The organism is Paracoccus maritimus (assembly GCF_025195095.1).
Classification (GTDB): domain Bacteria; phylum Pseudomonadota; class Alphaproteobacteria; order Rhodobacterales; family Rhodobacteraceae; genus Paracoccus; species Paracoccus maritimus.
Map to the genome: position 1 here is coordinate 215,045 of NZ_JANAVZ010000007.1, position 13,971 is coordinate 229,015.

Genomic DNA, 13,971 nt, shown 5'->3' on the forward strand with positions numbered 1-13,971 from the left:
CCGCGGGATCCGCGCGTGATCGCCGATCCCGGCAGCTTCCCTCCGCATCCGGGCTTACCCCTTTCCGGGTTCCATGTTTTGCGCTATCACCCCAGCGAAACCGCCTAAGAGGAGCCGGGCCATGAAATTCTTCGTCGATACCGCCGATGTGGACGCAATCCGCGAACTGAACGACCTGGGCATGGTGGACGGTGTGACCACCAACCCATCGCTGATCCTGAAGGCCGGACGCAACATCGAAGAGGTGACCCGCGAGATCTGCGAAATGGTCGACGGTCCCGTGTCCGCCGAGGTCGTGGCCGACAAGGCCGAAGACATGATCCGCGAGGGCAAGCATCTGGCGAAGATCGCCGACAACATCACCGTCAAGGTTCCGCTGACCTGGGACGGACTGAAAGCCTGCCGGGCGCTGTCGAATGACGGCCACATGGTCAACGTGACGCTGTGCTTCAGCCCCGCCCAGGCCATTCTGGCCGCCAAGGCCGGTGCGACCTTCATCAGCCCGTTCATCGGCCGCCTTGACGACATTCATCTGGACGGCGTTGAACTGATCGCCGATATCCGCGAGATCTATGACAATTACGGCTACGAGACGCAGATCCTTGCGGCCTCGATCCGGACGGTGAACCACATCATCGAGGTCGGCAAGATCGGCACCGACGTGATCACCTCGCCCCCTGCCGTCATCAAGTCGATGGCAAAGCACATCTTGACGGACAAGGGGCTTGAGCAGTTCACTTCGGACTGGGCAAAGACCGGTCAGAAGATCGGCTGACACAAGCCGCGACAGGCGGCGGAAAGGGGCAGGATGACCGCCGAACCGAAGGAAGAAACCGGGCTTGATCCGGCAATGCGGGAAAAGCTGCTGGCCGATCCCGCGGCCATTCTTGGTGATCGCGATGTCATGCGCGCGCTGGTTGCCGCGCGCGAGGCCGAGATCGGCGACAACGTGATCGACATTCGCGGCCGTGCGATGGAGGCGCTTGAACATCGCTTGGACAGGCTGGAATCGCAGCATGAAAGCGTGATCGCCGCCGCCTATGACAATCAGTCGGGAACGGCGGTGGTGCATCGCGCGGTGATCGGTCTGCTGGAAGCCGCCGATCTGACCGATTTCATCGACAGCCTTCAGGCCGATATCGCGCCGCTTCTTCGGATCGAGACGCTTCGCCTGGTGATCGAGGCCGATCCCGTCATCCCCAATCTTCCGGAAGACGTGGTCATTGCGCCCGAAGGCGCCGTGGGCCGTATCATCGCAGCAGGGCGTCGCGCGCCGCGTGGCGACGACATCGTGCTGCGTCCTGCCTCTCCGATCACGCAGCCGATTCATGGCCGTTCGGTCACGTCCGAGGCGCTGCTGCCGCTGGATCTGGGGGCGCGTCATCCGCGCGCCCTGCTGGTCATGGGCAGTGCCGACGGCAACCGCTTTGCGCCCGCGCACGGCACCGATCTGCTGCGCTTCTTCGGGCAGGTCTTTCGCCTGGTGCTGCTGGCCAAACTGCGGTCATGAGCGGTCCCAGCCCGCTGGCCCTTGCACCCGCGACGGCGGACGCGCTGGCACGCTGGCTGGAGGTCGAGGCCGCCACGCGCGACCGCTCGCCCCACACGATCACCGCCTATCGTGCCGACCTGCTGGCCTTTCTGTCGTTTCTGGGCGGTCATCACGGTGAAGCCGCGACCCCGAAAACGCTTGGCGACCTGCGGCAGGCCGACATGCGCGCATTTGCGGCTGCCGAACGCGCGCGGGGTCTGGGCGCGCGGTCACTGGCCCGGCGGCAATCCGCGGTGCGCAGCTTTCTGCGCTGGCTTTCAGATCGCGAGGGCCATGATCTCAGCGCCGCACTGGCGGCGCGCAGCCCGAAATACGCGCGGTCCTTACCCCGCCCGCTGACCCCCGATCAGGCCCGGCAGGCGTTGGAGATGGTGTCGGTCGGTCATGACACGCCCTGGGTCGCCGCCCGCGACGTCGCGGTGATGACGCTGCTGTGGGGTTGCGGATTGCGGATATCCGAGGCGCTGTCGCTGAACGGTGCGGACTGGCCGTTTCGCGACAGCCTGACGATCACCGGCAAGGGCGGCAAACAGCGCAATGTGCCGATGCTGCCGGTCGCGCGCGATGCGGTCGCGGCCTATCTTGCGCAGTGCCCATGGCGACAGGCGCCGGATCAGCCGCTGTTTCGCGGGATGCGCGGCGGCCGGCTGGGGGGCGATCAGATCGCCGCGGCGCTGCGTCGGGCCCGCGCCGCATTGGGTCTGCCGCCTTCGGCGACCCCTCACGCGCTGCGCCATTCCTTCGCGACCCATCTGCTGGCCGCCGGCGGCGATCTGCGCACCATTCAGGAACTTCTGGGTCATTCCAGCCTGTCCACGACGCAGGTCTATACCGGTGTTGACGACGTCCGTCTGATGGCTGTCTATCGCGCGGCGCATCCGCGCGGATAGGGGCGATGCCGCGACAGGAGCAGGTGTTCCGCCTCAGTGTTGCACCTGAACTGGTGCCTCGGCCTCGGCGGCGCTCCGGTCGAAGATGCGATCACCGATCCATGCGCCGACGAAGAACATGACGGCAGCCAGCCACAGCGTTGCGTTGAAGACCGAGGTGCCGGTCAGGCCGGCACCGATCGCGCAGCCGCCTGCCAGCATCCCGCCAAAGCCCATCAGCGCGCCACCGCCCATCGAGCGCAACATCTGCGGCGCGTCGCGGTACCCCTCGAACCGCAATTCGCGTCCGGCCAGCGCACCCAGAAACGCGCCGATGAAAACGCCCGGGATCAAGCCGATATCGAAACTGAGTCCAGCATCGGTGGTCAGCACCGCCATCGCGACCTGTGCCGACGGTCCGGCGAAGGTGGCCGATGTCACTGTTACCGGATCGAACGCGACCTGCGACAAGGCATAGGTCAGCACCCAGCCAAGCGCGACGGCAAAACCCGCGCCGCAGGCCCAGATCAGCACGCGCGCCCCGGTCCTTGCCCGAACTGCCAACCAGATCGCCACCACCGCGAAGATCAGGCCGATCACCAGACCCGCCCGTTGTGGCAGGCCCGCCGCATCCAGCAGGTTCACGTTGCGTCCGCCCGGCGTCACCCATATCCCAGCCAGTGACTGGCGCAGCGGCGACAGCGCCCCCGACAGGGTCATCTGCGCGGTCAGCGCGAACACCATTCCCGCCGTGACCGTCCGCAGATTGCCGGTGCCCGCCAGCACCAGCAGCCGCCCCGAACAGCCCCGCGCCATCACCATGCCGATGCCGAACACCAGCCCGCCGATGATTGCCCCCGACCAGCTTCCGGTGACCGACATGATGCGCGCGGTGTCGGGGCGGAACAGGCCCGCCATCTGCGCGCCCTGCACCCAGACCATCGCGGTCGAAAACGTCAGCAGCCAGATCGCCATCGCCCGGCCCGCGCGCCTTCGCGCGAATTCGACCGCGGCCGAACGCAGGCAGAATGCCGAACGCTGCGCCGCAAATCCGAAGATGACGCCGATCAGCAGTCCGACCAGCAATGCGGTTGCAAGATCGCCGACACGCTCGGATATTCCGGTCAGAACTGTCAGCAGATCCATCGCCTCACTCCGTCGTGTCCAGACGGTGATCAGCATGTCGTCTGCGGGACTGAATCTCAAGGCGAACCAAGCGACGCTTCGTGCGTTTCATGGTCAAGCAAACAAGGATCTCACGATGACCACAACACATGCGATCTTCAACCGCCCGCTGGATGAGGAGATGCCGCAGGGCATGGATCAGGCGATTTTCGGAATGGGCTGCTATTGGGGGCCCGAGCGGCTGTTCTGGCAGCAGCACGGCGTCTGGCTGACCCAAGTCGGTTTCGCGGGCGGCCAGACCGAAAACCCGACATACGATCAGGTGCGTGCGGGCGACACCGGGCATGCCGAGGTCGTGCGCGTGGTCTTCGACAGCTCGCTGATCAGCTATGACCATCTTCTGCAGATGTTCTGGGAAAACCACGATCCCACGCAGGGGGACCGCCAAGGAAACGACGTAGGCAGCCAGTATCGCAGCCTGATCATGGTTTTCAACCACAGTCAGCGTGCGGCCGCCGAGGCGTCGAAGATCGATTACGGAAACCGACTTGCAGTCGAGGGGTTCGGGGCGATCACCACCCAAATCGTCGAAGAGGCCCCGTTCTGGCCGGCGCACGATGCGCATCAGCAGTATCTGGAAAAGAATCCTGACGGTTATTGCGGGCTGAAGGGCACCGGGGTAGAGGCGTCCATGCCCAATCCGGACCCGATCTGATGCCGACATTCACCGCACTGACCCATCTTGCAGGCCAACCGCCCGCCCAGGCGCTGGCCGAAGCCTGCGAGGATCTGACACCCGAGCCCGTGGGCACCGGGATCTTCGAGATCGAAGACGGGTCCAACCGGTGGGAGGTCGCGGCCTATTTCACCGAGACCCCCGACGAGGTTGCGCTGGCCCTGCTGGCCGCAGCATGGGGGGCAGAGCCTTTCGTCATCTCTGAATTGCCCGAGGTTGACTGGGTCGCGCATGTGCGCCGCGAACTGACCCCGGTCGAGGCAGGCCGGTTCTATGTCCATGGAAGCCACGACATCGATCAGGTGCCTGACGGCGTCGAGGCATTGTGCATCGAGGCCGCGATGGCCTTCGGGACGGGTCATCACGGCACCACCAAGGGCTGCCTCGAGGCGCTGGACCGGTTGGCGAACGACGGATATCAGGCGCACCGGATCGCCGATATCGGCAGCGGCACCGCGGTTCTCGCCATGGGTGCGGCGCGGATCTGGCCGGTCACGGTACTGGCAGGCGATATCGATCGGGTCGCGGTGGACACCGCCGCGGCGAATGTGATCGCGAATGGTTTGGATGGCCGTGTCGAATGTGTCGAGGCCGCGGGCTTTGATCACCCGATGATCGAAAGGGCCGCGCCGTTCGATCTGGTCCTTGCCAATATCCTGAAACAGCCGCTGATCGACCTTGGCCCCGATATGGCGCGGCATGTCGCCGCCGGCGGCAAGATCATCCTGTCGGGAATCCTGACCACTCAGGGTCAGGACGTGATCGAGGCATATCAGGATCAGGGATTCGACCTGGATCGCCGCGACGATCTGGGCGAGTGGACGACGTTGACCATGACCCGTCGCAGCTGAGCGGCCGACACGTGAAAGGCGCGGCCGTTTCCAGCCGCGCCCCGGTATGTATCCAAGCTGCTGTCAGAGGATGAAATCCCCCGCCCAGTAGTCACTGGCATCGTCCGCGCCATCCGAGATCCGAACAGTCATCTCGGGTGTTGCGTCGGCGTCTGTATTGACCCGCAGCCAAGTTTCGTTGCCGACATTCTGCATCCAGATCGTGCCCGCTCCGCCGGCCGTGGTGCCATTGAACGTGAAGGCCTGGTTTCCGGCGACATTGGTGTTGGCATCGATCGACGACAGATCGATCCGGTCTTCTGTCGCCGAGACCAGGTTGATGCCCGCCCCCTGGAAATCGGTGATCCGATCATAGCTTGAGCTGACCCCGAAGGGCGAATCCGACGTGCTGTAGAAGCGGAAGACATCCTCGCCGCTGCTGCCAGTCAGATAGTCGGTCCCGGTGCTGCCGATCAACACGTCGTTGCCGCTGCCGCCGTTCAGGGTGTCATTGCCTGAGCCGCCGTGCAGAAGGTCGTTGCCGGTGCTTCCCGACAGGTAGTCATTGCCCGCGTCGCCATAGACACGATCATTGCCGCTTTCGCCGTAAAGCCGGTCATTGTTGTTGCCGCCGCGGATATAGTCGTTGCCGCTGCCGCCATAGACCGTGTCGTTGCCATTGTCGCCGTAAAGCGAGTCGTTTCCGCCAAGGCCAGAGATGCGGTCGTTGCCATTGCCGCCACGAATGATATTCGCGCCGGAAGTGCCGCTGAGCGCGTCGTTGCCGCTGCCCGAGACGAGATTTTCGAACTGGGTGAAGCTTTCGCCGGCGAAGTTGGTCAGTCCGGTCGTCAGGTTGACGTTGTAGTCTCCGCCGAAGCTGGTTGTGTTCAGCGTGTCGGTGCCGGTGCCGCCGCGCAGGGTTTCGGGCGTGCCAAGACCCGCAAAAATATAGTCGTTGCCGTCCTGGCCGTCATAGACACCCGCACCGCTGGATCGGATCGTGTCGTTTCCGGTGCCGCCATAGATGGTGTCGGTTCCGCCGCCGCCGATCAGGCTGTCATTGCCGGCGCCGCCGCTGATATAGTCGTTGCCGCCCAGCCCGTCGATCGTGTCGTTGCCGTTATTGCCATAGATCCGGTTGGCACTGGATGTGCCGGTCAGCCGGTCGTTGCCGCTGCCGGAATAGAGGTTCTCGAACTGGGTGAAGCTTTCACCGGCGAAATTGGTCAGCCCGGTCGTCAGGTTGACCGTGTAGTTGCCGCTGAAGCTGGCGGTGTTCAGCCAGTCGGTGCCGGTGCCGCCGCGCAGGGTCTCGGGCGTGCCGAGGCCGGCATAGATGTAGTCATTGCCGTCCTGCCCGTCATAGATGCCTGCGCCGCTGGACCGGATCGTGTCGTTGCCGGTGCCGCCGTAAACCGTATCGGTTCCGCCGCCGCCGGTCAGGCTGTCGTTGCCTGCATCGCCGTAGATATAGTCGTTGCCGCCGAGGCCATTGACCGTGTCGTTACCGCTGCCGCTGTAGATGACGTTGTTGCCGGTCGTTCCCAGTAGATTGTCGTTGCCCGACCCGGTCACGAGGTTTTCGAACTGGGTAAAGCTTTCCCCGGCATAGTTGGTCACGCCGGTGGTCATGTTGATGTTGTAATTGCCCGACCACAGCGTGGTGTTCAGCCAGTCGGTGCCGTTTCCGCCGCGAAGCGTCTCGGGGGTGCCATTCCCGGCATAGACATAGTCGTTGCCGTCCTGGCCGTCATAGACACCCGCCCCGCTGGATCGGATCGTGTCGTTTCCGGTGCCGCCATAGATGGTGTCGGTTCCGCCGCCGCCGATCAGGCTGTCATTGCCGGCGCCGCCGCTGATATAGTCGTTGCCGCCCAGCCCGTCGATCGTGTCGTTGCCGTTATTGCCATAGATCCGGTTGGCACTGGATGTGCCGGTCAGCCGGTCGTTGCCGCTGCCGGAATAGAGGTTCTCGAACTGGGTGAAGCTTTCACCGGCGAAATTGGTCAGCCCGGTCGTCAGGTTGACCGTGTAGTTGCCGCTGAAGCTGGCGGTGTTCAGCCAGTCGGTGCCGGTGCCGCCGCGCAGGGTTTCGGGCGTGCCGAGGCCGGCATAGATGTAGTCATTGCCGTCCTGCCCGTCATAGATGCCAGAACCGCTGGAGCGGATGGTATCGTTGCCGGTGCCGCCATAGATCGTGTCGGTCCCACCACCACCGCCAAGACTGTCGTTGCCGCCCAATCCGTAGATCAGGTCCGCAGCCGATGTCCCGGCAATCGTGTTGTTGCTGTTGTTGCCAATAAGGGTGGCCATGATGCTCTCCTTTCACGAGGTCTCAGGTTTCGATTTCGGGGGAAGTCCCGCTTTCCTGATAGGCTCGCTGGCGTGAAAGCGTCGTGAACGCCGATATGCCTTTCATCCCGCTTGCTTTCTCAAGGGGATTGCACGGATTTCGCGTGCCGCAATAATTATGTCTGCAGGCGACTCGGGGCGATTTGCCGACGCGACGATGACCTGATTTCGCGCCATGGCCGGCCGATCCGTGGCGGTGGATCCTCTTGCCGTGCGGCTCAGTTCCGCAGGACGATGCAGCGGCCGCCGACCCGCTTCAGCCGGACGCAGAAAGCGGCGGCCTCGTTGCGGGTCTCGTAGCCGATCTGTGCGGTATAGACCGGCTTGGGAACTCCGTTCAGCTTCTTGCGCACATAGCCGACACGCTTGCCGCCAAGGATCGGTCGCAGGCTGCGGTTCAGACGCGCGACCTGTTGAGCGGCCCCGGACCTGCTGGGGTGGCTGGCCACGATGACGCCCCAGGGGAAGACACGCGGTTGCACCATGAATTCGCGAAGGCTGCGATTGCCCGCCATCTCCTCGCAGGACGGACGGAAGGGCTGGTCCGGGTCCAGCGCCAGTCGCAGTTCCTTGGCCAGGGGTGGGTTGTCGCGCCAGCGCAGCGCGTTGTGGCCGGTAATCGCCTCGACATAGTCCAATGTCTCGTAGGGCAGGGTGGTCTGCCGGGCGACAAAGCGCGCCGCGCGGTTTTCGCCACCGTTATACGCAATCGCGGCAAGCCCGATATTGCCGAAATTTTGCGACAGATAGGCCAGATACCAGGCCGCCTTGTGGATCGCCTGTGCCGGGTTGAACGGATCGTCCAGATCATACAGATCCGCCGTCCCCGGCATGAACTGGGCAATGCCCTGCGCACCCGCCGGGCTGATGGCGCCCGGTTCGAACCGGCTTTCCTTCCACAGCAGGCGAGCCAGGAAGCTGGGGTCCAGCCCTCGTTCCGATGCGTTGCGTTCGATCAGCTTGCAGACATCTGACGCATAGCGATCCAGCCGGACGCAATCCCGGCCATCATCGGTGCAGCGGATCTTGTCGCTTTGATGTGCGGGCGGACGGCCCATGAACGCATCGACCGCGGGGCGCGATACGGCGGGCTGGATACCCATCCCCGCGATCAGTGACAGGATCAGAAGGACGCGGCGCAAACCGGATCCTTTCGGTCTTGGCGATGCGGCGACATGTGGATGGGTCTCAGTCTGCCTTGCCGGACTTGTCTTTCTTCTTCTTTTTCTTGGACTTGTCCTTGGACGTGACGGCGCTGTCATCATCCGCCGTCTTTGATTTGCGTTCGGCCTTTCGCTCTGCCTTCCGCAGCGCCTTCTCGGCCTCTTTCGCCGCCACGCGCGCCGCCTTGCGGGCTGCGCGTACGGCCTCTTTCTCGGCTTTGCGAGCGGCTTTCCTGGCTTCCTTTTCGGCGGCTTTCTCGGCCAGCTTTGCAGCTTTCTTGACGGTGTTCTTGCGGGTCTTGCCGTCCTCGGGCGCAGCTTCGGTCCTGGCCCCAACCGGGGGCACTGCAATTTGTGCCGCAGCAGCGGTCACCGTCTGGTCAGACGCGGCAGCTTTGGCGGGTTTCTTGACGCGCCGCACACCGGTGCGCAGATCGGTCTTGCGCGACTCAGCCGTCTTGCGATCGGCGGGGCTGCGGCGGGTGGAAGCCGGGACGCGCTTGGCAGCGGGGCTGGCGCTGTCGGCTTTCGCTACGACTGTCTTGCCGGTCCGCTGGCGTGCGCCACTTGCAGGGGGCAGCTTGCGGCGGCGGCGTTCGGCCTGTGCACGATTCAATGCCGTGCTCAGCAGGCCCTGGGGCGACAATCCGTCTTCCGCCGTGGTCGCCGAGGCCCGTGCCCGCGCGTCGTCCAGAGCTTTTATCAGCGTCAGAAGATCGGCATCGCTCAGAACTTCAACAGAGGGGCGGCGGCTGGCGTCCGCCAGCTTCTGCTGTTGCGCGTTCAGAATTTCCCGTTCGCGATTGGCATGGTTCGGCATTCCGATCTGGTTCCTGTCTCTGGCGATGATCAGGCGGAACATTGCGTGACTTTGTGTCGATTTGCAATTGCAAAGGCCCCCGCAAGCGATGCGGGGGCCTTTCGGTGTCGGGCAAGGTGATCGACTTGCAAGCGCTTAGCGAGAGGGCACGGCGCTTTCGACCGGAGACGTGAAGCCGGGCGCCGCAGCGGTGGTTGTCGCGGCAGGCAGTTGTGCCTGTGCAGCCTCGGACGCTGGAACGACGTAACCTTCAGGGGTTTCGATCATCGGACCTTCCCGCTGCACGCTTTCTGCCTGGCTGCGCACCTTGACGCGCGCGCCAAGTTCGGTTTCGTCGAACAGGTCCATGATGTCCTGATTGAACAGCCGGATGCAGCCCGCCGACGTGGCCTTTCCGATCGAGGACGGATCCATCGTCCCATGGATGCGGTAATAGGTGTCGCGACCATTGCGATACAGATACAGCGCGCGCGACCCGAGCGGGTTGTCCAGCCCGCCCTTCAGCCCGCCCGCAAACTGGCCGTAAAGCTCGGGTTCGGTTCGGATCATGTTCTGAGTGGGGGTCCAGCTTGGCCAGCGCTTCTTGACCGAGATCACGGCATCGCCGCTGAAGCCCTTGCCGGCCCGCCCGACCGCGACGCCGAAGCGCATCGCCTCGCCGTTTTCCATCACGTGATAAAGGACGCGCGCGTAGGGATCGACCACGATCGTTCCCGGCGTCTCGGGGCCATTATAGGCGACGCGCTGACGCTGGTTGCGCTGGGTCAGATAGGCGGCGCGGACGGCGGGAATATCGACGACTTCGCCGTTCGGGCCGGTATCCGTGCGGGCCTGGTAAATGGGCGGCACCGTGCCGGTGGCCAGCCGTGTCGGCGAATGGGCGGTAGGTGCGCAGGCCGCAAGCCCCAGGGCCAGCGCCGCAAGAAGGGAAACGAGGCGCATTGTATCGTGTTCCTTTGTAGCATCGGGCAGGCCCTGGAAGGCTTGACCGTGGCAGCGTTAATTTCTTGACATCACGTCGACCGAGCAGTGCCGGACGTGATTCGTGCAGGGTTTCATCAGCCTGCCACATTCACCTTTCGTCAACCCTTGGCGCCCGTCACTGTGGAATTGACATCCGACTTGTGGCCAAGGGGCGGCAGTCGCATCAACTTTGCACGTCAGGGGAACAATTTGGCGTGTGTTTGGTTTCATGCACGTCGGGCGCTGCCGCGCCACATTCGCGAGGAAACTACCAAAATGAGCATTATCGTTGCATTGATCGTCGGCGCGATTGCCGGCTGGCTGGCCGGGCTATTGGTCAAAGGGCACGGGCAGGGACTTGTCGTCAATATCGTCGTCGGCATCCTTGGCGCCGTCATCGCCTCGTTCCTGTTTCCGGCCATCGGCATGGGCATTGGCGCCGAAGGGTCGGTGATCGGCTCGATCATCTATGCGACCCTGGGCGCGGTGATCCTGCTGGTGATCCTGAGCCTTGTGAAGCGCGCCTGAAGCTGGCTTGACCTTTCCGTGCTGCGTCCGGGGCATTGCCTCGGATGCGCGCCGCGAATACCGTTGCCGGGCGGCATGATTGGCTATGCCGCCTGGCCGCTTGGACTGACGACGTGACGAAAACCAAGACTTCTCCAAGCCTTGCGCTTGCGCCGTTCCGGCACCGCGACTTCCGCGTGTTGTGGAGCGTCACGCTGATCTCGAATTTCGGCGGGCTTGTGCAGGCCGTCGGCGCTGCGTGGCTGATGACGCAGCTGACAGACAGCGCGACCCTGATCGCGCTGGTTCAGGCGTCAAACACCCTGCCCATCATGTTGCTTGCGATCGGTTCGGGCGCGTTGGCGGATATCTTTGATCGCAAGACGCTGCTGCTGACCGCGCAATTGATCATGGCCGTCACCTCGGCCGTGCTGGCGGTGGTCGCATGGCAGGGCTGGCTGACGCCATGGCTTCTGCTGACCTTTACCTTCCTGATCGGTGCGGGGCAGGCCCTTTACAATCCGCCCTGGCAGGCCAGCATGGGCGATCTGGTCCCGCGCGAGGATCTGCCCGCGGCGGTCACCCTGAATTCCGTGGGGTTCAACCTGATGCGCAGCGTGGGCCCGGCGGCGGGCGGCCTGATCGTCGCCGCGTTCGGGGCCGCCGCTGCGTTCGTTGTCAACGCGGTCAGCTATCTTCCGCTGCTTGGCGCGTTGCTGCGCTGGCGACCGAACATCGCGCCGCGCACCGCCCCGCGCGAGGCGTTCGTCCCGGCGATGGGCGCGGGCCTGCGCTATGTCGCGCTGTCTCCGAACCTGATGCGGGTGATGCTGCGCGGTGCGCTGTTCGGGTTTTCCGCGGTCGCCGTGCTTGCCCTGTTGCCGCTGGTTGCCAAAAGCCACCCCGAGGGCGGGTCAATGCTGTTCGGGGCGTTGCTGGGCTGTTTCGGCATGGGGGCGATCGCCGGTGCGGTGCTGAACCCGCGGATCAGGGCCAGATACGACAACGAGAATATCGTCCGGCTGGCCTTTGCCGGCTTCGCGCTGGCCGCCATCGTGCTGGGACAGACCCGGCTTGTCTGGCTGCAAGGCCTGGCGATGCTGCCCGCCGGGGCGTCATGGGTTCTGGCGTTGTCGCTGTTCAATGTGACGGTGCAATTGTCCACGCCGCGCTGGGTCGTGGCGCGGGCGCTGGCATTGTATCAGACCGCCACCTTCGGAGGCATGGCGGCAGGGTCCTGGGCCTGGGGCGGCGTTGCCGGCGCGCACGGGCTACCGGTGGCGCTGACCACGGCCGGGGTGCTGCTTGCCCTGGGCGCCGTGGTCGGGATCTGGCTGAAGGCGCCCGAGTTCGGCGCCGTGGATCTTGACCCGGTCAACCGCTTTCAGGAACCGGCGCTGCGGCTGGATCTGCGCGGCAGGTCGGGGCCGATCATGGTCATGGTCGACTATCGGATCCGGGGCGAGGACGTTCCGGAATTTCTGCGCCTGATGCGGTTGCGCCGCAATATCCGGCGGCGCGACGGGGCGCGAAACTGGGCCCTGCTGCGCGATCTGGAACATCCCGAAAACTGGAGCGAAAGCTATCACATCGCGACATGGGACGAATATGTGCGCCACAATCTGCGGCGCACCAAGTCCGACGCCGAAGTGACGGTTGCGCTGCGGGAACTGCACAGCGGGGAAGGCGATCCGGCGGTGCATCGCATGATCGAACGACACTCGGTCAGCCAGCAGGACGATGTGCCGCTGGTCGGCAAGATCGAGGTGCCCTGAAACCGCGCGCGCTGTGTTGCGCAACGGGACCGGGCGTTGCCTTGCAGCACAGCACAGCGCAGTGCCGCGTGGCCTGATATGCTGTTGGGGTCAGTAATTTCCGGGTTTTTCGTTGCACATGGTGTGCATCGGTCCTGCGTAGCGCGAGCACGGGCACTTCGCCAAATGCAAGTCACGTCTTTGCGCCAAATACCCGTGTATGCCGGCCTGCGCTCGCGTTTGCGCAAAGCCTAGGCCCTGAGCGCACGTTCAACGATTGCCGGACGCTACCGCGCAGCTTCTCGAAACCGGACGTCCGTGACTGGCGCGGCGAAATTGACTAAGGCAAAGTCCGCTATGCGGGACTTTCCTGTCATTCGGCGACCAACCGGCGCAGTTGCAGCGTAACGGTAGTTTAGCCCGCAGCCGCAGTAATAGAGGTTCTGCGCGGCGTCGCAGACCACGAAAGCGGTCGTTCAAGGCTGCGCCCAGCCATGGAATCCAATCTTGGCATTCGCTGCCTCTCGTCGCAGTGCTGCTGATGCGAGACCCAGACGTCGTTCGCGTCTGGACGTATCAAGATCGCTAGCACTCCAAGACGACATGGTCTTCACGAGGTGATATTGATCGTGCGGATGCTTGATGGCTTACTTTATAAGCAGGACTTCGGCTATGAAAGACGATCGTCTGGATTGCCCTTGGAGAGCTCTGCTTTGCGTGCGTTCCTTCGCAGCGCGCCCCTGATTACCAAGACTACTAGGGCGCACATCCAGCCACAAAATCCCGTGATCAGTATAATGGCATTCTCACCGGCAGAAGAGGTACCAAACCTCGCAACCGAGAATTCGCCGAATGCTCGGCCCAATAGCGAAAAAACCGCCAACAAAGTCAATGAGAGACAACTGAAAGGCAAGCCCCTCAGCCTGAATCCGACATATTTCTGCATCCAAGGGCTGTGATCAATCCATTGCGTGAACGCTTCGTCAAAGCGATCAAACTGGCGCTCAAGAACAGTGCTATAGGGTTCTTTCTTCATAGCTTTGATAGCGCTCACCTATGATTTTGGGAGCGAACCGGACCTTCCGTGCGCTGACCGAACACCTGCAGGGCGGGACGGACCTGCCGATCAAGGGGCTACAAGAGCCTAACCTGATACCCACTCAGTGTCACATAAAAGGTTAGCATCCGGCGTAGGCCGCGGTCATACGACTTGGCGGTGCTCCGCAGCTTTCCAGTTCCATGGCAGTAGAGCGTGCACCTGGGAAGCGGTCGTTTCAGGTAGTCGTGCGAGGACGTC

At 63.6% G+C, this 13,971-nt stretch carries 12 protein-coding genes; 7 read left to right on the forward strand and 5 right to left on the reverse strand.

Going from position 1 to position 13,971, the window contains the following annotated elements; genetic code table 11:
- The first annotated feature begins 121 nt into the window (after positions 1 to 121).
- Genes fsa through MU516_RS13840 form a run of 3 tightly spaced genes read left to right on the forward strand, consistent with a single transcriptional unit; the run spans position 122 to position 2,442 of the window.
- Positions 122 to 775: a fructose-6-phosphate aldolase gene (gene fsa / locus MU516_RS13830; protein WP_209056245.1), complete on the forward strand. Its 654-nt coding sequence runs from the start codon at positions 122 to 124 to the stop codon at positions 773 to 775.
- Between the two features lie 33 nt (positions 776 to 808).
- Complete coding sequence (locus MU516_RS13835) at positions 809 to 1,510, forward strand: DUF484 family protein (protein WP_260277824.1); 702 nt, start codon at positions 809 to 811, stop codon at positions 1,508 to 1,510.
- Positions 1,507 to 2,442: a tyrosine recombinase XerC gene (locus MU516_RS13840; protein WP_260277825.1), complete on the forward strand. Its 936-nt coding sequence runs from the start codon at positions 1,507 to 1,509 to the stop codon at positions 2,440 to 2,442. The genes MU516_RS13835 and MU516_RS13840 overlap by 4 nt, the downstream gene beginning before the upstream one ends.
- 33 nt (positions 2,443 to 2,475) lie before the next feature.
- Here the strand turns inward: MU516_RS13840 and MU516_RS13845 are convergent, their stop codons facing one another.
- Positions 2,476 to 3,567 (reverse strand): YeeE/YedE family protein, encoded by a 1,092-nt coding sequence (locus MU516_RS13845; RefSeq protein WP_260277827.1) that lies wholly within the window; start codon positions 3,565 to 3,567, stop codon positions 2,476 to 2,478.
- 115 nt (positions 3,568 to 3,682) lie between these two features.
- Here MU516_RS13845 and msrA point away from each other — a divergent pair, with 115 nt between their 5' ends.
- Both msrA and MU516_RS13855 read left to right on the forward strand, forming a co-directional pair.
- Positions 3,683 to 4,261 carry a peptide-methionine (S)-S-oxide reductase MsrA gene (msrA, locus tag MU516_RS13850; protein ID WP_260277828.1) on the forward strand — a complete coding sequence of 193 codons (579 nt, stop codon included), beginning with the start codon at positions 3,683 to 3,685 and terminating at the stop codon, positions 4,259 to 4,261.
- Positions 4,261 to 5,133 (forward strand): 50S ribosomal protein L11 methyltransferase, encoded by an 873-nt coding sequence (locus MU516_RS13855; protein ID WP_260277829.1) that lies wholly within the window; start codon positions 4,261 to 4,263, stop codon positions 5,131 to 5,133. The genes msrA and MU516_RS13855 overlap by 1 nt, the downstream gene beginning before the upstream one ends.
- Positions 5,134 to 5,196: 63 nt before the next feature.
- Here MU516_RS13855 and MU516_RS13865 read toward each other — a convergent pair whose 3' ends face one another.
- The 4 genes from MU516_RS13865 to MU516_RS13880 form a co-directional block, all read right to left on the reverse strand.
- Positions 5,197 to 7,428: a calcium-binding protein gene (locus MU516_RS13865; RefSeq protein WP_311319111.1), complete on the reverse strand. Its 2,232-nt coding sequence runs from the start codon at positions 7,426 to 7,428 to the stop codon at positions 5,197 to 5,199.
- A gap of 257 nt (positions 7,429 to 7,685) precedes the next feature.
- Positions 7,686 to 8,609 (reverse strand): lytic transglycosylase domain-containing protein, encoded by a 924-nt coding sequence (locus tag MU516_RS13870; RefSeq protein ID WP_260277831.1) that lies wholly within the window; start codon positions 8,607 to 8,609, stop codon positions 7,686 to 7,688.
- Between the two features lie 46 nt (positions 8,610 to 8,655).
- Positions 8,656 to 9,492, reverse strand: coding sequence for a hypothetical protein (locus MU516_RS13875; RefSeq protein WP_260277832.1), 837 nt, complete (start codon positions 9,490 to 9,492; stop codon positions 8,656 to 8,658).
- A 93-nt stretch (positions 9,493 to 9,585) separates the two neighbouring features.
- The gene (locus MU516_RS13880; protein ID WP_260277834.1) at positions 9,586 to 10,392 is read right to left on the reverse strand and encodes a L,D-transpeptidase; all 807 of its coding nucleotides are present in this window, start codon (positions 10,390 to 10,392) and stop codon (positions 9,586 to 9,588) included.
- Between the two features lie 297 nt (positions 10,393 to 10,689).
- On the opposite strand from MU516_RS13880, the gene MU516_RS13885 reads away from it, so the two are divergent.
- Both MU516_RS13885 and MU516_RS13890 read left to right on the forward strand, forming a co-directional pair.
- On the forward strand, positions 10,690 to 10,941 hold the full coding sequence (locus MU516_RS13885) for a GlsB/YeaQ/YmgE family stress response membrane protein (RefSeq protein ID WP_260277835.1): 252 nt from the start codon (positions 10,690 to 10,692) through the stop codon (positions 10,939 to 10,941).
- A gap of 113 nt (positions 10,942 to 11,054) precedes the next feature.
- Positions 11,055 to 12,695 (forward strand): MFS transporter, encoded by a 1,641-nt coding sequence (locus MU516_RS13890; RefSeq protein ID WP_260277836.1) that lies wholly within the window; start codon positions 11,055 to 11,057, stop codon positions 12,693 to 12,695.
- The last annotated feature ends 1,276 nt before the right edge of the window (positions 12,696 to 13,971 follow it).